At 72.6% G+C, this 21,928-nt stretch carries 13 protein-coding genes; 3 read left to right on the forward strand and 10 right to left on the reverse strand.

Going from position 1 to position 21,928, the window contains the following annotated elements:
* Positions 1-2 precede the first annotated feature (2 nt).
* The 9 genes from AB0B35_RS38325 to AB0B35_RS38365 all read right to left on the reverse strand — a co-directional run bounded on the left by AB0B35_RS38325 (position 3) and on the right by AB0B35_RS38365 (position 12,605).
* A complete protein-coding gene (locus AB0B35_RS38325; protein ID WP_360536495.1) occupies positions 3-956 on the reverse strand; it encodes a thioredoxin in 954 nt (317 codons plus the stop codon).
* Positions 957-1,103: 147 nt separating this feature from the next.
* Positions 1,104-3,017, reverse strand: coding sequence for a translation factor GTPase family protein (locus AB0B35_RS38330; RefSeq protein WP_360536493.1), 1,914 nt, complete (start codon positions 3,015-3,017; stop codon positions 1,104-1,106).
* A 232-nt stretch (positions 3,018-3,249) separates the two neighbouring features.
* Complete coding sequence (locus AB0B35_RS38335; protein ID WP_361055698.1) at positions 3,250-3,849, reverse strand: antibiotic biosynthesis monooxygenase; 600 nt, start codon at positions 3,847-3,849, stop codon at positions 3,250-3,252.
* A 105-nt stretch (positions 3,850-3,954) separates the two neighbouring features.
* Positions 3,955-4,530, reverse strand: coding sequence for a DUF2199 domain-containing protein (locus AB0B35_RS38340; RefSeq protein ID WP_361055701.1), 576 nt, complete (start codon positions 4,528-4,530; stop codon positions 3,955-3,957).
* Between the two features lie 164 nt (positions 4,531-4,694).
* Positions 4,695-6,293, reverse strand: a complete 1,599-nt coding sequence (locus tag AB0B35_RS38345; protein WP_361055704.1) for a GDSL-type esterase/lipase family protein — start codon at positions 6,291-6,293, stop codon at positions 4,695-4,697.
* 169 nt (positions 6,294-6,462) lie between these two features.
* Complete coding sequence (locus tag AB0B35_RS38350) at positions 6,463-8,232, reverse strand: ABC transporter ATP-binding protein (RefSeq protein WP_361055707.1); 1,770 nt, start codon at positions 8,230-8,232, stop codon at positions 6,463-6,465.
* Positions 8,229-9,914, reverse strand: a complete 1,686-nt coding sequence (locus AB0B35_RS38355; protein WP_361055710.1) for an ABC transporter ATP-binding protein — start codon at positions 9,912-9,914, stop codon at positions 8,229-8,231. The genes AB0B35_RS38350 and AB0B35_RS38355 overlap by 4 nt, the downstream gene beginning before the upstream one ends.
* Before the next feature lie 132 nt (positions 9,915-10,046).
* A complete protein-coding gene (locus AB0B35_RS38360; protein ID WP_361055713.1) occupies positions 10,047-11,012 on the reverse strand; it encodes a DUF389 domain-containing protein in 966 nt (321 codons plus the stop codon).
* 15 nt (positions 11,013-11,027) lie between these two features.
* Complete coding sequence (locus AB0B35_RS38365) at positions 11,028-12,605, reverse strand: MFS transporter (protein ID WP_361055716.1); 1,578 nt, start codon at positions 12,603-12,605, stop codon at positions 11,028-11,030.
* A 234-nt stretch (positions 12,606-12,839) separates the two neighbouring features.
* Between AB0B35_RS38365 and AB0B35_RS38370 the strand changes: the two genes are divergently transcribed.
* Entirely contained in the window at positions 12,840-13,865 is a 1,026-nt protein-coding gene (locus AB0B35_RS38370; protein WP_361055719.1) for a cation diffusion facilitator family transporter, read from the forward strand.
* Between the two features lie 182 nt (positions 13,866-14,047).
* Complete coding sequence (locus AB0B35_RS38375) at positions 14,048-19,495, forward strand: carboxyl transferase domain-containing protein (RefSeq protein WP_361055722.1); 5,448 nt, start codon at positions 14,048-14,050, stop codon at positions 19,493-19,495.
* A gap of 128 nt (positions 19,496-19,623) precedes the next feature.
* Here AB0B35_RS38375 and AB0B35_RS38380 read toward each other — a convergent pair whose 3' ends face one another.
* Positions 19,624-20,037, reverse strand: coding sequence for a MarR family transcriptional regulator (locus AB0B35_RS38380; protein WP_361055725.1), 414 nt, complete (start codon positions 20,035-20,037; stop codon positions 19,624-19,626).
* Between the two features lie 94 nt (positions 20,038-20,131).
* Between AB0B35_RS38380 and AB0B35_RS38385 the strand changes: the two genes are divergently transcribed.
* The gene (locus tag AB0B35_RS38385) at positions 20,132-21,919 is read left to right on the forward strand and encodes an ABC transporter ATP-binding protein (RefSeq protein ID WP_361055780.1); all 1,788 of its coding nucleotides are present in this window, start codon (positions 20,132-20,134) and stop codon (positions 21,917-21,919) included.
* Positions 21,920-21,928 lie beyond the last annotated feature (9 nt).

Consider the following 21,928-nt stretch of genomic DNA (forward strand, 5'->3'; position numbering starts at 1 on the left):
GATCACCCGAACGTGAACGCGTACGCCTCGGCGCCGGGCTCGGCGAACGTGATCTCCACGGTGCGCTCGCGGACGTCGCCGCGTTCGCGTACGAGCTGGTAGAGCCGTCCTTCATCGAGCACGCCCGCGCCGTTCTCGTCCACGTCCACGCCGTGCGAACGCCCCGGCGGGCGGCCGTCCACGAGCACCCGGAACGCCATCGGGCCGCGCTCGCCCGGGGACAGGACCAGGTGCGCGTCGCGCGCATGGAACCGGCAGGCCAGGGTGCCCCCGGCGCGGGCGTGCACGACGCTCTCGCGTTCGGCCGTCCACTCGCCGGCGAGCGCCCAGTGGTTGAGGCGCAGCTCTGCGGGCAGTTCATAGGATCGCGGCTCGTCGAACGCGATCCCGCCCCGCGAGGCGAAGTTCTCGCCGCGCGCGTAGCCCAGATACGTCTCGGGCGAGCGCAGGTGCGTCCAGTCCGCCTCGGCCTCCACGCCGTCGCCTTCGACGTGGGTGGAGACCAGCGCCCGCTCCACCCCGAGCAGCCGCTGGAGGACCTGCTCGGAGCGCTCGTAGCGGCCCTCGCCGAAGTGCTGGTCGCGGACCACGCCGGCGGCGTCGAGGAAGTAGAGCGCGGGCCAGTAGTGGTTGTCGAACGCCCGCCAGACGGCGTAGTCGTTGTCGACCGCGACCGGATAGTCGATCTCCCGCGCCGCCACGGCCTGCCGGACCCGGCCGCTGTCGCGCTCGAACGTGAACTCCGGCGTGTGCACGCCGACGACGAGCAGGCCGTCGTCGCGGTAGGCCTGCGACCAGGCACGCACGTACGGCTGGGCGCGCAGCCAGTTGATGCACGTCAGCGTCCAGAAGTCGACCAGCACGGCCCGGCCGCGCAGCTCCGGGCGGTCGAGCGGCGCGATGTTCAGCCACTCGCTCGCCCCGTCGAACGCCTGCAGGTGCACCGGCTCGGTCATGGTCGCCCTATCGCGATGGCGTGGTCGTCATGTCTTTCACCTCTCCGCTGATGTTAAGTGGCGGATCGGCTGCGGGAATGGCTATCCGACGCGGCCCCGGCCCGGAATGCGACATACCGCGCGGTGCGGCCGAGGCCGCCCATCCGGTCATCGCCGTCGCCTGCCGGACGTCGCCGCGCGGACCGGCCGGTAACCCGCGAACGCCGACTCCAGCACGCCTTCGCCGCCGGTCGCCTCCGGCAGCACCCGGTGCAGCTCCTGCGCGTCGGCGGCGGTCAGCGTCGCGACGAGCGTCATCTCGTCGCCCCGCGCGACCTGGTCGCCCACGGCCGCCCGCAACCTGCTGAGCAGGCTCAGGACCGGCCCGAGCGCCCAGGCCGGGAGGTCGAGGGTCACCCGGGCCAGCGGCTCGCACACGATGGTGCCGGACGCGGCCAGCGCCTGCGCCAGCACCAGCGGGGTCAGCTTGCGGAAGTCCGCGGACGTGCTGTCCGGCCCGCGCAGCGACGGCGGCCCGTCCGCGACGCTGTACCGCGACTCGGTCATGGTCACCACGCAGTCGGTCACCGGCCAGCCGCGCGGGCCCGCGCGCAGCGCGTCGCGCACGTACTCGTCCATGGCCTGCTTGAACAGGTCGAGGGTGCGGTACACGTACAGCGGCGCGTACCGGTAGTCCACCGGCACCAGCACCTGGACCCCCGAACCCGGCGTCGCGGGTTCGACCCTCAGCCCGATGGTGGCCTGGTACGGATTGGACGGTGTGTTGAGCCGCTCCACCGCCTCCCCGATCCCGGCGGGCCGCTCGACGCACAGCGTCGTCGTCTCCCGGAAGTGCGCGTCGATGCCGAACTCGGCGGCCAGGGTGGCCTGGATGACCTCCTTCTGCACCTCGCCGTAGAGCGACACGGCGGTGCCGAGGTGCTCGTCGGCCCGTACGTCGATCAGCGGGTCCTGCTCGGCGAGCTGTGCCAGCGCCGAGCGCAGGCGAGCGCCGTCGGCGGGGTCGGCGGGCACCACCAGCGCCTCCAGCATGGGCGGGGCGAAGTGGTGTGCGGCCAGGCCGTGCGCCGCGCCGACGGCGTCGCCGACCCGCACGGTGGCCAGGCCGCGCAGCGCCGCGATCCCGCCCGCGGTGACGCTGTCGTGCGGGGTCCAGTCGCCCTGCGCCAGCATGTGCAGCCCGGTGATCCGGTCCCGGCCGCCAGTCGGATGGTCCCGCAGGTGCAAGGTCCCGTCGAACAGGCGCACGTAGGCGACCTTCTCCCCCGCCGGGCCGCGTTCAATCTTGAAGATCCGCCCGCTCGGGGGCGCGGCGGGGTCGCCGGCCGACGCGGGCAGCAGCTCCGTCAGGCCCGCCATCAGGGCGTCCACGCCCGCGCCCGTCATCGCCGAGCCGGCGAAGACCGGGTGCACCGCGCACCGGGCCGTCTGCGCGGCCAGTTCGGCGCGCAGCCGCCGCGGCGTCAGGCAGGACTCGTCGGCGACGTACGCGGCGAGCAGCGCCTCGCTCTCGCCGGTGAGCACGTCGGCCAGGGCCCGGCTGTCCGGTTCGGCCTGTGCGCGCCGTTCGCCGGGCCACCGGACGCGGGTCATCGGCGCGGCCTTCACCTCGAGGCGGCGCACCAGGTCCGCGAGCGTGCGGCCGGCGTCGGCGCCACCCCGGTCGATCTTGTTAATGAAGATCAGCGTGGGTACGGCGAGCCGCCGCAGCGCGCGCATGAGCAGCCGGGTCTGCGGCTGCACTCCCTCCACGGCGGACACGACGAGCACCGCGCCGTCGAGCACGCCCAGGACACGGTCCACCTCGGCGATGAAGTCCGGGTGACCCGGCGTGTCAATGATGTTGACCACCGTGTCCGCGATACGCAGCGACGCCACGGCCGAGCGGATGGTGATGCCGCGCTGGCGTTCCAACGCCAGCGAATCGGTCTGCGTCGTGCCGGTGTCGACACTGCCGACCGTGTCGATGACCCCGGCCGCGTAGAGCAGCCGCTCGGTCAGTGACGTCTTACCGGCGTCGACATGGGCCAAGATCCCGAGATTGAGCGTGCGGAGCGACAAACGTCAAGTCCTTCGAACGAACGGGCAGGAGAGCTTCGAAAGAACCGACCGTCGCTCGCATGTCCCGCTCCTCGTCCGTGGAAAGTCTGCCGCCGACCACGTAACCACCATCCGCCCCACCACGCGACCGATTTCCGCCCCGCCGCGCCGCCCACAAACGAAGGAAGGGCACCTTCTTAACGGACGTCCGTTAAGAAGGTGCCCTTCCTTTGGGCTGGGCGCGGGGGAAGGCTCAGCGACCGGATGAGGCCGTGCGCCAGGGGGCGGGGCGGCCGTGCAGCCACCACTCCAGCAGCCGGGTGATCCACGGCAGCATCACGTAGGTCATCAGCGGGGTCAGGCACAGCGTGCTGATCAGCGTGCGCACCACCAGCGGGGCCCCGGCCAGGTAGCGCACCACCACGGCGTTGGCCAGCAGGCTGAGCGGGAAGAACACCAGCCAGATGGTGACCGCCTGCTTCCAGCGCGGCGGGGCGGGCGTACGCGCCTCCTCGATGCTGTGCTCCTGCGGCGGGTCGAACCAGCCCTCGATGCCCGTACGCCGCTCGGTGCGGGCGTGCTCGACGATGCCCTGGGCCGACGACAGCCACCACTGCCGCTGCGCCGACTCCTCCCAGGCGCGCAGCGCGTCGGCGTCGGCGAACCGGTACAGCATGTGCCAGTCGACGGAGCCCGGCCCCGGCCGCACCCACCCCGCCCCGAGGAACCCGGGGAACTCCTCGGCGAGGGTCGTGCCCGCCCGCATCCACGCGATCATCTCGCGGGCGTGGCTGGGGTCGGCCCGGCGCGTGATGGCGATGGTCACCGGTACGGCGCCGTTGCTGCTGGTCATGCCTCAATCTTGCGCGGTCGCGCGGCACGGCGGTGTTACCGGGATCGCGTTCGGGGCGCGTTCTTGGTCACGTCGGGGCGACGAGTCCGGCCGCGACGGTCCGGGTCAGCGGCCGCTCAGCCGCGACCAGAGCGAGCGCCGGTACGGATTCGGGGTCGGGCCGCCGCTCAGCGGCCGGACCGCGTGCCGGCCGCGGGCGCGGATCAGCTCCTCGGGCCACCGCTCGGTCAGCACCCGCGCCAGCAGCGGGTCATGGCTGTGCACCAGGCGGGGCACCTGGTCCGGGCCGGGCACGACCGCGCGGGTCCACGCGCCGAAGACGTCCGGCCAGGGCTGGAGCGCGGTGGCCAGCCGCCCTTCGAAGGTGATGCCCGCCCAGGCCGAGCCGCCCTTCCTGGCCGCCTCGTTGATCCGGGTCCACTCCTTGGCGTCGGGGACGCACAGCCATACCCCGAAGGTCGCGGTGCGGTCGTGCTCGACCGGCACCGGCAGGATCACCCGGATGAAGGCGCCCAGGCCCGCGATGTTGAAGACCTGCTCCGACTCGAACAGGGTGCGCTGCGCCCGGTCGTCGTCGTCCAGGTAGGCGACCGGATCCGGCATCTCCAGGTCCCACGCGAGGTTGCCCGGCGGCAGCGGCTCACCGCAGCAGCTGCACAGGATCGCGGTCTCCTCGGCCATGGCACGTCCCCCGTCACGATCATCGCCGCGGGCGCGGCGGGTAGACGTTACACCGTCACGCCCCCGGGGAAAGTCCCGTCGACAATGGTCGATCGCAACGCGCAGGGCGCTTGGACCGGACGTGGCGGAAGGGCAGGCGCCCACCCCTCCGCCGCGTCTGTCCGTCAGGACCCGGTGCAGGTGGCCGCCGAGGGCACCGTGGTGTCACCGGCGGGCCGGGAGGCCTGGAAGCCCCAGGTGGTGCTGCCACCCGCGATCAGGGAGGCGTTCTGGCCGGTGATCCCGCGAGCCGTGACGCTCTGGCCGCTCACGGTCACGGTCGCGTTCCAGGAGCCGGTGAGGACGTGTCCGGCCGGCAGGGTGAAGGTGACCGTCCACCCGCTGATGGCCGCCGTGCCCGTGTTGGTGACGGTGTTGGGCTGCATGACGTAACCGCCACCCCACCCCGTCTGCAGGGTCAGCGTCGCCGAGCAGCCCGCAGTGCCGCCCGCGGTGCGGACCGTGGCCGCGGCCGAGAAAGCGGACGTGTTGCCCGCGGCGTCTCGCGCACGGACCTGGTACCGGTACGTGGTCGCCGCGGTCAGGCCGGTGTCGGTGAAACCGGTCGTGGTCGACGTGCCGACCGAGGCGAAGCTGCCGCCGGTCCCCGGTGCCCGGTAGACGTCGTACCCGGTGACGCCGACGTTGTCGGTGGACGCCGGCCACGTCAGGGTGGCGGTCGTCGCGGTCGTCGCCGACGCGGTCGGCGTGCCAGGCGTGGTCGGCGATTGCGTGTCCTGGGGCGGGCACGGCGGGGGCACCACGCTGACCGGGGTGGTGAAGGCGGAGGTGTTGCCGGCTGCGTCCCGGGCTCGGACCTGGTACTGGTACAGGCCGTTCAACATGTCCGGGAACGACGCCGCGGTGGTCGTGCCGATCGAGGTGAACGCCGCGCCGTTGGCCGAGCGGAACACGTCGTAGCCGGTGACCGCGACGTTGTCGGTGGACGCGGTCCAGGTCAGGGTGACTCGCAGACCGCAGTCGACGGTCGCGGCGAACCCGGTCGGGGTGCTCGGCGGGATGGTATCGCCCGGCGTGCTCCCGCCGAGCAGCGGGGTCAGCGCGGGATACCAACGGTCGGACATCTTCTGAAAGCCCGAGTCGTCCGGGTGCACGCCGTCGCTGGTGTCGGCGGCGGTGTCGAAGCCGGTGAACTGGTCCACGACGGTGATCGGCGACTGGGCGGTCGTCCGGCTCGCGGCCCACCCGGGGATGGCGCTGTTCAGCGCGGCGACGCCGGACGGGCACCAGGAGCAGCCGCTGGGCGTCATCGGGATGATCTGGGCCACCAGGATCTTCGTGGCCGGGTTGCTCGCCCGCATCTGGTCGACGAGCTTGCCGTACGCGGCCAGGATCGTCGCCGTGGGGGTGTTGTTCCAGATGTCGTTGGTGCCCAGGTGCATGAGCACGATGTCGGGGTGGGTGGCGGCCAGCCATCCGGGCAGCTGGTTCTGGTCAGCGATGCCGGTGGCGCGGTATCCGCCGTGGCCTTCGTTGTCGCCGTCCCAGCTCGCTAGGTTGCAGCCGCCGCCGGCCTGGGTGCCGACGAAGTCGATGTCGGTGAAACCGCTGCGTTGCAGGCGATCCCAGAGCACGGCGCGCCAGCAGCCGGGCCCGCCCGTGATGGAGTCGCCGAGGGGCATGATCCGGATCGGGGTCGCGGCCTGCGCGGGAGCCGCGCCGGCCACGGCGACGGCGAGCAGGACCACGAGCGCGGACAGCATGGCGAGGACGGAGCGGGTGATACGCGGTGGTGCGTCGTGCGTCGCGAGTGGAGTGTCATGGACAGGGCGGGGTCGAGACATGGGCGTGCCTCCCGGAGTAGTTCGGCTTCGTCGATGGAAGCGCTCCCACATTGCGATGGCGACTGAACAAAGTCAAGCCGGGCAGACCTCAGGCCTTGTCGCCGTGCCAGGAGCGCCACAGCGCCGCGTACGCCCCGTCCGCGCGGACCAGCTCGTCGTGGCTGCCCAGCTCGGTGATCCGGCCGTCGGCCAGGACGGCGACCCGGTCGGCGTCGTGTGCCGTGTAGAGCCGGTGCGCGATGGCGATCACGGTCCGTCCCTGCAGGACCGCGCCGAGGGAGCGCTCGGTGCGGCGGGCGGTCGTCGGGTCCAGCGCCGCCGTCGCCTCGTCGAGGATCAGCGTGTGCGGGTCGGCGAGCACCAGCCGGGCCAGGGCCACCTGCTGCGCGTCGGCCGGGTTCAGCGCCCGCGCGCCGTCGCCGAGTTCGGTGTCCAGACCGTCGGGCAGGTCGGCGTACCAGTCCGCGCCCACGGCGACGAGCGCGGCGAGCATGTCGTCGTCGGTCGCGCCGGGCGCGGCGAAGGCGAGGTTGTCGCGCAGCGTGCCGATGAAGACGTGGTGCTCCTGGGTGACCAGCGCGATGCGGCGGCGGCGTTCGGCGGGGTCGAGGTCGGTCACCGCGACCCCGCCGAGGTTGACCGTGCCTTCGCGGGGCGCGTCGATCCCGGCGAGCAGGCGGGCCAGCGTCGACTTGCCCGCGCCGGAGGGGCCGACGACGGCGAGCCGCTCGCCGGGGCGCACCTCCAGGTCGATGCCGTGCAGCACGTCGTGGCCGCCGGCGTAGCGGAACCGCACGCCGCGGACCACGAGCCGCTGACCGGGCGGGGCCGTGGCGACGCCGCGGGGTTCGGGCGCGACCAGGCCGATGCCGAGGACGCGGGCGAGCGAGGCGAACCCCCGCTGCGCCTGCTCCAGGAAGATCATGATCCGGTCGACCGGCTCGATCGACTGCTGGGCGTAGAGCGTGGCCGCCACCACCGCGCCGAGGCTGACCCAGCCGTTGGCCAGGAAGAACCCGCCCGCGAGCAGCATCGCCGCGGCGGGCAGCGCATATCCGAACTCGACGACGGGGAAGAACACGCTGCGCAGCGCCAGCGTGGTCCGGCGGGTCGTCCACTGCCGGGCGATGCGCGCGGTGCCCTCGCGGGTCCGCTGCTCGGTCAGCCGCAGCGCCTGCACGGTCCGCGCGCCCTCGGCGGTGGCCGTCATCGACTCCGTCAGCTCCGAGGCCGCCTCCCCCTCCGCCAGGTATGCCTGCGGGGCCCGGCGCAGGTACCAGCGGGCGACGGCCAGGGTCGTCGGCGCTCCGGCCAGGATGAGCACGCCGAGCAGCGGGTGCAGCAGGAACGCGGCCGCGACGACCAGCAGCAGCTGGATGACCGAGATCAGCACCGTCGGCACGACCTGGCGGACGGCGTTGCCGACCGTGGCGACGTCGACGGAGCTGCGGGTGGCCAGGTCGCCGGTGCCCGCCCGCTCGACCACGGCGATCGGCAGGCGCAGCGTACGCGCGACGAAGTCCTCGCGCAGCCGGGCGTTGGCCCGCTCGCCGAACCGGTTGCCGACGTTCTGCGCGGTGCGCGACAGCAGGATCTGCGCCAGCACGCACCCGGCGATGGCCACGGCGAACATGTCCACGGCGGAGGCCGGTGCGCCGGCGGTGACCCGGTCGACGATCCGCCCCACCAGCCACGGCGAGGCGAGCCCGGCGATCGCGGCGGCCACGTGCAGCACGAGCGCGAGGATCAGCGACCGCCTCTCGGCGCGCGCCAGCTCGGCGACCGAGCGGCGCACGGTCGCCCGGTCCGCGACGGGCAGTGCCTTCATCGCCGAGGCGACGGCGGTGGTCTCGGTCATCGCGCTGCTCCCACTTCCCTGGCGGCGTCGGTCTCCGGCTCGTCGGCGTCACGGGCCACCAGCGCCCGGTAGCCGGGTTCGGTCTCCAGCAGCTCGTCGTGCCGGCCGACGGCGGCGACCCGCCCGTCGCGGACGAACGCCACGAGGTCGGTGCGGTCCAGCAGCAGCGGCGACGTCGCGATGACGACGGTGGTCCGGCCGGCGCGGTGCTCGTGCAGCCGGTCGGCGATGCGGGCCTCGGTGTGCGAGTCGACGGCCGAGGTCGGGTCGACGAGGATCAGCACATCGGGTTCGGCGAGCAGGTGCTGGGCCAGGCGTACCCGCTGGCGCTGGCCGCCGGAGAGGTTGCGGCCGCGGGCCTCGATCGGCGCGGCGAGCCCGCCGGGCAGCGACTCCACGACGTCGTCGGCGGAGGCGGTCCGGATCGCGGCGGCGAGCTGCGCGTCGGTGGCGTCGCCGCGGCCGCGCAGCACGTCGCGCAGCGGGCCCGGGAACAGGTACGAGTCGTGGTCGGCGACGAGGATGCGGGCCCGGACCTGCTCCGTGTCGACTCCGGTGATCGGCAGCCCGCCCCAGGTCACGTCGCTGGGCACGTAGCGGCCGAGCCGGTCGGCGAGCGCGATGGCGTCCGCGGGGTCCTCGGCCGCGACACCGAGCATGCGGCCGACCGGGACGGTCAGCCCTGACTGCGGATCGTGCAACTCGGCGGGGCCCGCGGGGGCGGTGCCGGACGCGGCGGCTGCGGGCTCGATGCGCAGCACCGCGATGATCCGGCGGGCCGCGACGATGCCGCGCACGGTCATGAAGCCGCCTTCGAGCAGGAACCAGACCGGCACCGACAGGACCGCGGTGTATCCGTAGACGGCGACCATCTCCCCGACGGTGATCTGCCCCTCGGTCGCCAGGCGCGCCGCCAGCCAGACGGTCGCGGCCAGGAACAGGGCGGGGATGCCCGCGGTCAGCGCCTGCACCCAGCTCATGATCGAGCCGACCCGGTAGCCGCGCTGGAGCAGGCTCTGCGACCGGGCCGCGTACCGGCGGGCGAACAGGTCGCGGCCGCCGACCCCGGCCAGCACCCGCAGCCCGGACACGATGTCACCGGCCCGGGTGGTCAGGATCCCGAGCTCGTGCCGGTACGCGGTGTCGACGCCCTGCAGGCGGTTGAGCAGCGGCCCCACCGCGAGCGCGACGGTGGGCACGCCGAGCAGCACGAACAGGGCCAGCATCGGGTCGACCGACCACAGCACGACGGCCGCGATGGCGTAGGACAGGATCGCGCCCACACCCGGCCCGGTCATCGTCAGCGCCCACGAGGCCTGCGAAACGTCCGTGCCGCACACGGTCGCGATCTCGCCGGACGCGACCGTGCGGGGCAGCACCGCGCCGAGCCGGGCGATGTGGTGCAACACCACCTGCGAGGAGCGGGCCGTCGCGTCCTCGCGCAGGAAGGTCATCGTCCGGTGCCGCATGATGCCCAGCCAGGCGACGACCGTCCCGGCGACCACGATCGCGGCGACCCAGGTCAGCAGTGCCCCGGTGTCACCCGTGCGCAGCCCGTCGTCGATCGCCCGCGCGATCAGCCACGGCCGCACGGCCAGCCCGATCATCCACGCCGTGCCGACGAGGCTGCCGCGCAGGGCGCGCGGCCACTGGCTGCGGACCAGCCACCACAGGTACCGCACGGGGCCTCTGGTATCCGGAATGCCGGGATCGGGATGTGGGAGGCGTGGGGGCATGGGGCCAGGCTACCGACGACCCCGGCCTGCCGCCTTCCGGTTTTGTCCCATCTCACCGGTGTGTGCGCTCTGGACGGTTCACCCGTTCGGTGTGCCGGGCTCCGCACGGTCGCGCCGCTGCGCCACCCGGCGCCAGATGAACCGCTGCACGCGCAGCGTGAGGAAGCCGACCACGATCAGCACCACGATGTTGAGCAGCAGTTGCAGCAGGGAGCCCCGGGCTTCGCGCCACAAGGCGTACGCGCCGGCCACGCCGATGTCGGACGCCGCCGGGATGGTCGTGACCGAGATGAACACGCCGAGCATGGTGCTGAACCTCGCCTCGGTGAGCGCCACCACCCCGACGACGCCCGCCAGCACGGCGACGACCATCGAGAAGAAGTTCGGCGAGTCGATCAGGTGGGACACCGGACGCAGCCCCAGCTCGAAGGCGGGTGGCGTCCGGCCCGTGCCGCGGACGAGCAGGCCGAACGCGTACGCGGCCATGCAGGCCAGCGCGAAGCCTCCGACCAGGGCGGACAGCCCTTTGCGAACCGGGGCCCAGGCGCGGCGGTCCAGTCCGGAGGCGACACTGACGACGGCCGCGTACTCGGGTCCGACGACCATCGCGCCGACGATCAGGATCTGCGAGTTGGTGAGGATGCCGACCGCGCCGATGACGCCCGCGACGGCGAGGAAGAGGTAGAAGCTCGGCGTGTAGAAGGCCCCGGCCCGGATGCGGGACTGGACCTCGTCCCAGACCGGCGCCCGCGCGAGCGCGCCGAGCCGCCGGGTCTCGGCCTGCGCGGCCCGCTGGGACAGGGCCAGCTCGACGTGTTCGATGACGACCGAGCCGCGCCGGTCGACGCCCAGGTCGCGAAAGCTGCGCAGGACCCGGTTGGCCGCGCCGGTGAGCAGGTCGCACTCGACGGCGTCGCCGTCGGGGTTGCGGGCCGCCCCGGGCAGCACGACCAGGTTGACGACGGCCGGATCGGCGGCCAGCACGCCGACGAGCCGGTCGCTGAGATCCGGCGGGCTCACCGCCCGGATGTGGATCATCTCCATGGGCCCGCCCGCCCGTCAGCTGCCCGCGTCGGTGGCCGCGTACTCCTCAAGCAGCCGCTGCTCCTGCTCTTTGCGGGGGAAGAACGCGTACACGATGGCCGCGCCGATCAGCACCGCGACGATGCCGGCCAGGTAGGCCCACTGGTCGCCCTGCAGGAACGCCTCCTTCGCCCCGGCGATGATCTGCGTTGCGTACTGCGGGTACTGCTCGGCGGTGGTGGCGGCGCTGGAGAACGACTTGGTGAGCTGGGCCTGCACGCCGGCGGTGATCTCCGGGCTGGGCGGCGCGGCGGTGACGGCGGCCGCGGCGGCGGTGGCGTACCCGGCGGTCAGCAGCGCCCCGAAGATCGACTGCATGACCGCGCCGCCGAGGTCGCGTTGCAGGTCGGCGGTGCCGGAGGCCATGCCGGCCCGGGTCACCGGGACCGCGCCGGTCAGCGAGTGGGAGGCGGGCGTGCCCGCGAACCCGACTCCCGCGCCGATGAAGGCGTACCCGAGCCCGACCTGCCAGTAGCCGATGCCCTCCCGCCACAGCAGCAACATGGTCAGGAACCCGAGGAGCACGAAGACGTATCCGGTGAGCAGCGTGAACCTGGCCCCGTGCGACTCGACCAGCTTCGCCGACCGCGGCGCGATGAGCACCATCAGGATCGCCGAGGGCAGGATCGCCGCGCCGGCCTGCACGGTCGAGTAGCCCAGCACGTTCTGCAGGAACTGCTGGCCGATGAACATCGCGCCCATCAGCGACCCGAACACGATGATGCCCGCGCAGGCCGCCACCCAGAACACCCGCCGGGAGGCGATGCCCAGGTGGTAGAGCGGGTTCGCGGCGCGGCGCTCGCGGAGCACGAACGCGACGACCGCGGCCAGCGCGAGCACGGTGAGGCCCGCGACGAGCGCGCCGGAGTTCGGCACGGGCGCGAAGTTGATCGCCAGGATCGCCGCGCCGACCAGGACGACCGACAGGAGACCGCCGAGGTTGTCGACCGGTTCGGTGGTCTCGTGCACGTGCGCGGGCACCAGCACCAGGGCCATGACCAGCGCGATCGCCGCCAGCGGCAGGGTGATCAGGAAGACCGAGCCCCACCAGAAGCGCTCCAGGGCGAAACCTGCGGCCAGCGGTCCCAGCGAGGCGATCGCGCCGCCGACCGCCGACCAGAGCGCGATGGCGTGGGTGCGGGCCGGTCCCGACCACAGCGCGGCGATGAGCGCCAGGGTGGTCGGGTAGGCCATGCCCGCGGACAGCCCGCCGACGAACCGGGCGACGATCAGGACGGTGTCCGTGGGGGCGTACGCGGCGAGCAGGCACGCGGGCACCGACAGCAGGATGCCCAGCACCAGCATGAGCTTGCGCCCGTACCGGTCGCCCAGCGCGCCCAGGTAGAGCACGGAGCAGGCCAGGCCCAGCGAGTACGCGACCGCGATGAGGTTGAGCGCCGTCTGCGAGGAGTCGAAGGCCCGGCCGATGTCGGGCAGCGCCACGTTGGCGACGGCCAGGTTGAGGTTGGCCACCGCTGCCACCATGATCAGCGCGGCGAGCACGAGCCCCTGCCGCGCCGGCGCAGACGGCCGCCCGTCCGGCGATGAGGTCATCGGCCCACTCCCCTCCCCGTCCGGTCGGCGAGGTGTTTCGCTCAGGCTAACGGGTGTTCTGTCCATTATGAGTTGTTTGCGGCATTAGATCCGCTCTATCGGCCGGAAGGTGAAAAACTGGCCGGTACGGCTGTCGATCCACACCGGAACGATCGGCCTCGGCCGGGGGCGGATATGGTCGGAGGCGGAGACGACCGGCAGGGAGCAGATGATCACCCGCGCAGGTGGCGATCGATGAGTCGACCGGGCCACACCGGCCCATCGCAGGAATCCGCAGGCGACGGTGCGCCGGGCGGCTTCGCCTTCCTGCTGCCCGGTGACACCCGCGGGCCCGACAGCTTCCGCACGGTGTTCGTGGCGTTCGGGGCCAACCTGCTGATCGCGGTCGCCAAGACGGCCGCCGCGCTGATCACGAGGTCGGCGTCGCTGACCGCGGAGGCGGCTCACTCCTGGGCGGACACCGGCAACGAGGTGTTCCTGCTCGTGGCCAACCGCCGCGCCGCCCGCCCGGCCGACCGGCAGCACCCGCTCGGACACGGCCGCGAGGCCTACGTCTGGTCGCTGTTCGCGGCGGTGGGGCTGTTCGTGGCCGGTGGCGCGTTCTCGATCACGCACGGCGTCGGCCAGCTCCGCAACCCGACCCCGGCCGACGACTTCCTCCTCGGGTACATCGTGCTGGCCCTGTCGTTCCTGCTGGAGGGCGTGTCGTTCGTGCAGTCGGCGCGCCAGGCCGGCGCGGACGCCAGGGTGATGCAGCGCGATCTCATCGAGCACGTGCTGGCCACCTCCGATCCGGCGCTGCGGGCCGTGTTCGCCGAGGACGCCGCTGCCCTGACCGGACTGGTCCTGGCCACCGCGGGACTGGCCGCGCACCAGCTGACGGGCTCGGCCGTGCCGGACGCCGTCGGGTCGATCCTGGTCGGAGTCCTGCTCGTGGTGGTCGCGGCGGTGCTCATCAACCGCAACCGCCGGTTCCTCGTCGGGGAGGAGGCCGACCCGCGGGTGCGCACCGCCGTGCTGCGGTCGATGCTGGCCATGCCCGAGGTCTCCCGGGTGACCTACCTGCGGCTGGAGGTGGTGGGACCGCGCATGATCTCGGTGGTCGGCGACGTCGACCTCACCGGCGACGACACCGAGTCGCATGTGGCGGTGCGGCTGCGGGCACTGGAAGCCAAGATCGCCGCCAGCGCGGCGGTGGCCGGCGCGGTGTTCAGCCTGTCCGCACCTGACGAGCCGTCGCTGACGCCGGACGACACCTGATCTTGTCCGGAAATGAGCCAGGATGTCCAATAGAGCGCCATCTGGTTTTGGTGGTTCTCCACAAAATTAGCTGTCGTCCCCTGACCAGTACAACGGTTTGCTACCGCTCAGTAGCTGCAAAGGTTGTTGACGGGGACCCACCCCATGGGGTTCTTCGTTCGGTTCTTTGGAAGGCTTATTCGGTGTTCAATCGCATCGCCATCGTCAACCGGGGTGAAGCCGCCATGCGGCTGATCCACGCCGTCCGCGAGATCAACGCAGAGTCCGGCGCCCCGCCGATCGAGACCATCGCGCTCTACACCGAAGCGGAACGCACCGCGACCTTCGTCCGCGAGGCCGACGACAGTTACTGCCTCGGCCCCGCGTCCGCGCGCCCCTACCTCGACCACGCCGTGCTGGAGCGCGCCCTGGTCGAGATGCAGGCCGACGCCGCATGGGTGGGCTGGGGCTTCGTCGCCGAGGACCCCTCGTTCGCCGAGCTGTGCGAGAAGATCGGCGTCACCTTCATCGGCCCGAGCGCCGAGGCGATGCGCAAGCTCGGTGACAAGATCGGCTCAAAGCTGATCGCCGAAGAGGTCGGCGTGCCGGTCGCGCCGTGGAGCCGCGGCGCGGTGGAGAGCCTGGAGGCGGCCACCCGCTCGGCGGCCGAGATCGGCTACCCGCTGATGCTCAAGGCCACCGCCGGCGGCGGCGGGCGCGGCATCCGCGTCGTGCGCAGCGACGAGGAGCTGGCCGACGCGTACGAGCGCACCAGCCTGGAGGCCAAGCGCGCCTTCGGCAGCGGCATCGTGTTCCTGGAGCGCCTGGTCACCGGTGCCCGTCACGTCGAGGTCCAGGTCATCGCCGACGGCCAGGGCACCGCGTGGGCGCTGGGCGTGCGCGACTGCTCCGTGCAGCGGCGCAACCAGAAGGTCATCGAGGAGTCCGCCTCGCCGGTGCTCGCCCCCGAGCAGGTGGCCGAGGTGAAGTCGGCGGCCGAGCGGCTGGCGCTGGCGGTGAACTACCGCGGCGCGGGCACGGTGGAGTTCCTGTACCACCCGGGCGAGAAGCTGTTCGCCTTCCTGGAGGTCAACACCCGACTGCAGGTCGAGCACCCGATCACCGAGGCGACCACTGACTTCGACCTGGTCAAGGCGCAGATCCACGTCGCCTCGGGCGGCCGGCTGGGCGACCTGGTCCCGACCGAGGTGGGCCACGCGGTGGAGGCCCGGCTCAACGCCGAGGACCCCGACCGCGACTTCGCCCCCTCGCCGGGCCGCATCGAGCGGCTGACCCTGCCCGCGGGCCCCGGCGTGCGTGTGGACACCGGTGTCAGCGAAGGCGACGTGATCCCCGCCGACTTCGACTCGATGATCGCCAAGATTATCGCATTCGGGCGTACCCGCGAGGAGGCGCTGGGCCGGCTGCGCCGCGCGGTCGCCGACACCACCGTCATCATCGAGGGCGGCGCGACCAACAAGAGCTTCCTGCTCGACCTGCTCGACCAGCCCGAGGTGATCGACGGCAGCGCCGACACCGGCTGGATCGACCGCGTCCGCGCGCAGGGCCGCCTGGTCTCGGCCAAGCACTCCGGCATCGCGCTGGCCGCCGCCGCGATCGAGGCGTACGAGGACGAGGCGCTCGTCGAGCAGCAGCGCCTGCTGTCCACCGCGCACGGCGGACGCCCGCAGGTGCAGCACAAGAGCGGCCGCCCCATCGACCTCAAGCTGCGCGGCGCCGCCTACCGGGTGTCCGTCGCGCAGATCGGGCCGCACCGCTTCCGGGTCGGCATCGGCGAGGCCCCGACCGTCGACGTCGAGGTGGAGCGCTTCGACGAGCACACCGGCCGGGTCCTGGTCAACGGCCGCCGCTTCCGGCTGGTCACCGACACCCACGGCCCGATCCACCTGGTCGAGGTCGACGGCGTCACGCACCGGGTCAGCCGCGACGAGGGCGGCGTGCTGCGCTCGCCCGCCCCGGCGCTGGTGGTCGCGACCCCGCTGCAGGTCGGCGACGAGGTCGAGGCCGGCGCGCCGGTGCTCGTGCTGGAGAGCATGAAGATGGAGACGGTGCTGCGCGCGCCGGTCCGCTCCAAGGTGCGCGAGATCGCGGTGTCGGTCGGCAGCCAGGTCGAGTCCGGCGCGCCGCTGATGCGGCTGGAGCCGGTCGGCGACGACAGCGCGGCCGAGGCCGCCACAACCGAGACCGTGGACCTGGAACTGCCGCCCGAGCCGGCCGGCCTGACCGCCGAGGCGCGGGTCGCGCGCGGCCTGGCCGACCTGCGCAGCCTGCTGCTCGGCTACGACCTCGACCCGCGCGACGAGCGCCGGGCGCTGTCGGCGTACCTGGCCGGGCGGGCCGAGCTGGGCCGCGTGCCGATCGAGGGCGAGACCGAGCTGCTGCAGGTGTTCGCCGACCTGTCCGAGCTGAGCCGCAACCGTCCGGCCGGCGAGGAGACCCACGCCGACACCCGCGTGCACAGCCCGCGCGAGTTCTTCCACGCGTACCTGCAGAGCCTGGACGTAGACCGGGCCGGGCTGCCGGACGCGTTCCGCCAGCGGCTGGCCCGGGTGCTCGCGCACTACGGCGTCGACGGCTTCGACCGCACACCCCAGCTGGAAGAGGCCGTCTTCCGGATCTTCCTGGCGCAGCAGCGCTCCTCGGCCGATGTCGCGGTCATCGTGTCGCTGCTGCAGCAGTGGCTGACCGAGCCGATCCCGGCCGAGGCCCAGCGCGACGCGGTCGGCCAGGCGTTGGAGCACCTGATCTGGGCGACCCAGGTCCGCTTCCCGGTCGTCGGCGACCTCGCCCGCAGCATCGTGTTCCGCTGGGCCGCCCAGCCGATGCTGCGCCGCAAGCGCGCCGAGGTCTACAACGACGTCCGTGACCACCTGCGCCACCTCGACCAGAACCCGGACGCGGCAGACCGCGACGAGCGCATCGCGAAGATGGTCGCCTCGCCGGAGCCGCTGGTGCGGCTGCTCGCGCAGCGCATCGGCCGGCCGAACGCCGACAACGGGCCGATGCTGGAGGTGCTCAGCCGCCGCTACTACGGCAACCGCGGCATCAGCGACACGCAGTGCGTCGAGGTCGCCGGGCACCCGTTCTTCACCGCCGCGTACGACCGCGACGGCGAGCGCTTCCGGCTGATCTCGACGGCGACGGACTACGCCGACCTGCCCGCGGCCCTGGCGAAGACCGCCGGGCTGGCCGACGGCGCGTCCTTTGCCGACGTCTACCTGACCTGGGCCGACCAGCCCGACACGGACACCATGGCGACCACCCTGCGTGAGGTCCTCGACCGCGCCGGGCTGCTCGACGTGCTGCGGCGGGTGACGGTGTCGGTGGCCGGGCCGACCGGCGCGGCGATGCACCACCACTTCACGTTCAAGCCGGGCCAGGGCGAGGACCGGGTGCTCCGCGGGCTGCACCCGCAGATCGCCGAGCGCCTGCAGCTGCCGCGGCTGCGCAACTTCGACCTGACCCGCCTGCCGTCGATCGACGAGGAGGTCTACCTCTTCCGCTGCGTCGCACCGGACAACCCGGCCGACGAGCGCCTCGCCGCGATGGCGCAGGTCCGCGACCTGACCCCGCTGCGCGACGCGGACGGCCGGGTGCTGGCCCTGCCGGCCCTGGAGGGCATGCTCGACGGCTGCCTCGACGCGATCCGCAAGGTGCAGGCGCGGCGACCGGCCAAGAAGCGCCTCGACACCAACCGCATCACGCTGTACGTCTGGCCGAACAGCGAGCTGACCATGGAGGACCTGAACACGGTCATCCAGCGCGTGCTGCCGCGCACCGCCGGAGCGGGCCTGGAGCAGGTGCTCGTCCTGGGCCGCCAGCGCGACCAGGTCACCGGCGAGATGAGCGACGTCGCGGTCGAGGTGTCCTTCGACCAGGGCATGCGCATGTCGGTGACCGCGCCGACGACCGAGCCGATCGAGCCGCTGGACGACTACCGGCAGAAGGTGCTGTCGGCCCGCCGCCGCGGCACGACCTACCCGTACGAGCTGACCGGGCTGCTGGCCGGCCGCGAGGGCAGCTTCACCGAGCACGACCTGGACGACACGGGTGAGCTGGTCGCCGTGGAGCGGCCGAAGGGGCGCAACAAGGCGGGCATCGTGGCCGGTGTGGTCAGCACGCCGACCGCGCGCTACCCCGAGGGCGTCACCCGGGTGGTGCTGCTCGGCGACCCGACCAAGGCGCTGGGCGCGCTGTCGGAACCGGAGTGCGCGCGGATCATCGCGGCGCTGAACCTGGCCGAGCGGATGCAGGTGCCGCTGGACTGGTTCGCGCTGTCGGCCGGTGCCCGGATCTCGATGGACTCGGGCACCGAGAACATGGACTGGGTGGCCGCGGCGCTCAAGCGCATCGTGGAGTTCACCCAGGACGGCGGCGAGATCAACATCGTGGTCGCGGGTATCACGGTCGGCGCGCAGCCGTACTGGAACGCCGAGGCCACCATGCTCATGCACACCAAGGGCATTCTGGTGATGACCCCGGACTCGGCGATGGTGCTGACCGGCAAGCAGTCGCTGGACTTCTCCGGCGGAGTGTCGGCCGAGGACAACTTCGGCATCGGCGGCTACGACCGGGTCATGGGCCCCAACGGCCAGGCCCAGTACTGGGCCCCGGACCTGCGGGCCGCTCAGGGCGTGCTGATGGCGCACCACGAGCACACCTACATCGCGCCGGGTGAGGCCGGTCCGCGCCGGGCGGCCACCACCGACCCGGTCGACCGCGACATCTCCCCGTTCCCGCACTCGGTGCCGGACAGCGACTTCACCACCGTCGGGCAGATCTTCTCCAAGGAGCACAACCCCGACCGCAAGAAGCCGTTCGACATCCGCACGCTGATGCGGGCGCTGGCGGACCAGGACCACGCGATCCTGGAGCGCTGGGCGGGCATGGCCGACGCCGAGACGACGGTCGTGCAGGACGTGCACCTGGGCGGCATCCCGGTGTGCCTGCTGGGCATCGAGTCCCGGTCGGTGCCGCGGCGCGGCTTCCCGCCCACCGACGGCCCCGACACGTACACCGCGGGCACGCTGTTCCCGCAGTCGTCGAAGAAGGCGGCGCGGGCCATCAACGCCGCGAGCGGCAACCGGCCGCTGGTCGTGCTGGCGAACCTGTCCGGGTTCGACGGCTCGCCGGAGTCGATGCGCAAGCTGCAGCTGGAGTACGGCGCGGAGATCGGCCGGGCGATCGTGAACTTCCGCGGCCCGATCGTGTTCTGCGTGATCTCCCGCTACCACGGCGGCGCGTTCGTGGTGTTCTCCAAGGCGCTCAACCCGAACATGACGGTGCTGGCGCTGGAGGGCTCGTTCGCCTCGGTGCTCGGCGGAGCACCGGCCGCGGCCGTGGTGTTCGCGGGTGACGTCAACGCCCGTACCGCCAAGGACCCGCGGGTGGTCGACCTGGAGACGCGCATCGTCGCCGCGACCGGCGGCGAGAAGGCGGCCCTGGTCGGGCAGCTGCTCGACGTGCGGGCCTCGGTCCGGGCGGAGAAGCTGAGCGAGGTCGCCGCCGAGTTCGACGGCGTACACAGCATCCAGCGCGCCGTGCAGGTCGGCTCGGTGGACGCCATCATCAGCGCTGCGGAGATGCGCCCGCAGATCATCGCCGCCATCGAACGCGGCCTCGCCGCCTGACCCCAACCCTGGCCGCCGGGCCGATCCCCGACCCGGCGGCCCACCCACCCACCTGCGACAACTCTTGAAGACTCGCGCCCTCGGCATTCAGTCGAGGGCGCGACTCTTCAAGAGTTGCGCCAAGTGGATCAGGTGAGTTTGCGGAGGATGCGGGCGAGTTGGGTGTGGTCGTCCGGGTCGAGGGCGCTGAAGAAGCGGTCGGCTTCGGTGCGGCGGGCGGACTCGATGGCCTGGGCGGTGTCGCGGCCGGGGTCGGTGAGGGCGACCAGGGTGGCGCGGCGGTCGGCGGGGTCGGGGCGACGTTCGACCAGGCCGCGGGCCTGCAGGTCGTCGACGACCTCGGTGGCCGAGCGAGGGGCGATACGCAGCTGCTCCGCGAGTTCGTTGAGGCGCAGCGCCTCTTGGCGGCCCAGCACGTTCAGCGCCCGCGACTGCGACGGCGTGATCTGCCACGGGGCCAGCGCGTCCTTGGTGAGGTGCCGCAGGCGGCGGGCGACCGCCCAGAAGGCCTCCGACAGGCCCGCTTCCTCGTGCTCGTCCACGGGAATACCGTATCAGTGGTTGCTGTTGGAACCTCATGTTGAGGTAACCTCAGCATTCACCTACGGAAGGACCCACCCCTTGGACAGCCCACAGATGGAACGAGGAGGCCGCCGCGGCGGCCCGCACACCGTCACCGCCGAGGAGAAGGCGCAGGCCCGCGAGGTCTCGCTGCGCCGCATCGGCGGCCTGTTCACCGCCCACCGCCGGCAGCTCGCCACCGTCACCGCGATCATCGTGGCCTCGTCCGTGATCGCCATGGCCACGCCGTTCCTGCTGCGCGAGGTCATCGACGTCGCGCTCCCCCACGCCGACCTCACACTGCTGATCTGGCTGGTGCTGGGCATGGTCGCCGTCGCCGCGCTGACCTCCGCGCTCGGCGTCGTGCAGACCTGGATCTCCACCACGGTCGGCCAGCAGGTCATGCACCGGCTGCGCACCGACGTCTTCACGCACCTGCACCGGCAGTCGATCGCGTTCTTCACCCGCACCCGCACCGGCGAGGTGCAGTCCCGCATCACCAACGACATCGGCGGCATGCAGGCCGTGGTCACCTCGACGGCCACCTCGGTCGCCTCGAACCTCACCACCACCGTCGCCACCGCCGTGGCCATGGCCGCGCTGTCCTGGCAGCTGTCGCTGGTCTCCCTCGTCGTGGTGCCCCCGGCCGTGTACCTGACCCGCCGGGTCGCTCGCATGCGCCGTACGATCACCGCGCAGCGCCAGCGCGAGCTGGCCGACCTCAACGTCACCATCGACGAGGGCCTGTCGATCAGCGGCGTGCAGCTGAGCAAGACCACCGGCACCGGCCCCGCGCTCGTCGAACGCTTCGCGGCCTCGTCGGCCCGCCTCATCGACCTGGAGCTGCGCTCGGAGCTGGCCGGCCGGTGGCGCATGGCCTCGATGAGCATCGTCTTCGCGGCCATCCCCGCCGTCATCTACCTCAGCGCGGGCCTGCCCGCGACCGCCGGCACGCTGAGCATCGGCACCCTGGTCGCCTTCACCGCGCTGCAGGCCAACCTGTTCCGGCCGCTGATGGGCCTGCTCAACGTCGGCGTGTCGCTGACCAGCTCGCTGGCCCTGTTCGCCCGCATCTTCGAATACCTGGACCTGCCCGTCGACGTCGACGACCCCGCGCACCCGGTCGAGCTCGACCCCGCCCGCGTCACCGGTCACCTGCGCCTGGAGGACGTCACCTTCGCCTACCCGGGCAGCGGGACCGCCGCCGTGGCGGGCGTCAGCCTCGACGTGCCCGCCGGCACCTCGCTGGCCCTGGTCGGCGAGACCGGATCGGGCAAGAGCACCATCGCGTCGCTCATCGCCCGGCTCCACGACCCGTCGGCCGGGCGCATCACCGTCGACGGCGTCGACCTGCGCGACCTGCGGCTGGCCGACGTCGCCCGGATCGTCGGCACGGTCAGCCAGGAGACCTACCTGCTGCACACGACGATCAGGGAGAACCTGCGCTACGTCAAACCGGACGCCACCGACGCCGAGATCGAGCAGGCCGCCCGCGACGCGCAGATCCACGACCTGATCGCCGGGCTGCCCGCCGGCTACGACACCGTCGTCGGCTCGCGCGGGCACCGGTTCTCCGGCGGCGAGAAGCAGCGCCTGGCCATCGCCCGTACGCTGCTGCGCGACCCGCGCATCCTGGTGCTCGACGAGGCCACCAGCGCCCTGGACACCCAGACCGAGCGAGCCGTGCAGCGCGCCCTCGACGAACTGACCCGCGGGCGTACCACGATCACCATCGCGCACCGGATGTCGACCGTGCGCGACGCCGACCAGATCGCCGTGCTCGACCACGGCCGCATCATCGAGTCCGGCTCGCACCGCCGGCTCGTCGAGGTGGGCGGCCGCTACGCGGCGCTCGCCGGGTGACCGGAAGAC

This window comes from Catellatospora sp. NPDC049133 (assembly GCF_040648455.1).
In the GTDB taxonomy this organism is placed as follows: Bacteria; Actinomycetota; Actinomycetes; order Mycobacteriales; family Micromonosporaceae; genus Catellatospora; species Catellatospora aurea.

Coding starts and splice junctions, on each gene's coding strand:
- AB0B35_RS38350 (WP_361055707.1), bottom strand. CDS start 8,232: ATGACCGAGACCACCGCCGTCGCCTCGGCGATGAAGGCACTGCCCGTC.
- AB0B35_RS38360 (WP_361055713.1), bottom strand. CDS start 11,012: ATGGAGATGATCCACATCCGGGCGGTGAGCCCGCCGGATCTCAGCGAC.
- AB0B35_RS38370 (WP_361055719.1), top strand. CDS start 12,840: ATGAGTCGACCGGGCCACACCGGCCCATCGCAGGAATCCGCAGGCGAC.
- AB0B35_RS38340 (WP_361055701.1), bottom strand. CDS start 4,530: ATGGCCGAGGAGACCGCGATCCTGTGCAGCTGCTGCGGTGAGCCGCTG.
- AB0B35_RS38335 (WP_361055698.1), bottom strand. CDS start 3,849: ATGACCAGCAGCAACGGCGCCGTACCGGTGACCATCGCCATCACGCGC.
- AB0B35_RS38345 (WP_361055704.1), bottom strand. CDS start 6,293: ATGCTGTCCGCGCTCGTGGTCCTGCTCGCCGTCGCCGTGGCCGGCGCG.
- AB0B35_RS38385 (WP_361055780.1), top strand. CDS start 20,132: ATGGAACGAGGAGGCCGCCGCGGCGGCCCGCACACCGTCACCGCCGAG.
- AB0B35_RS38325 (WP_360536495.1), bottom strand. CDS start 956: ATGACCGAGCCGGTGCACCTGCAGGCGTTCGACGGGGCGAGCGAGTGG.
- AB0B35_RS38365 (WP_361055716.1), bottom strand. CDS start 12,605: ATGACCTCATCGCCGGACGGGCGGCCGTCTGCGCCGGCGCGGCAGGGG.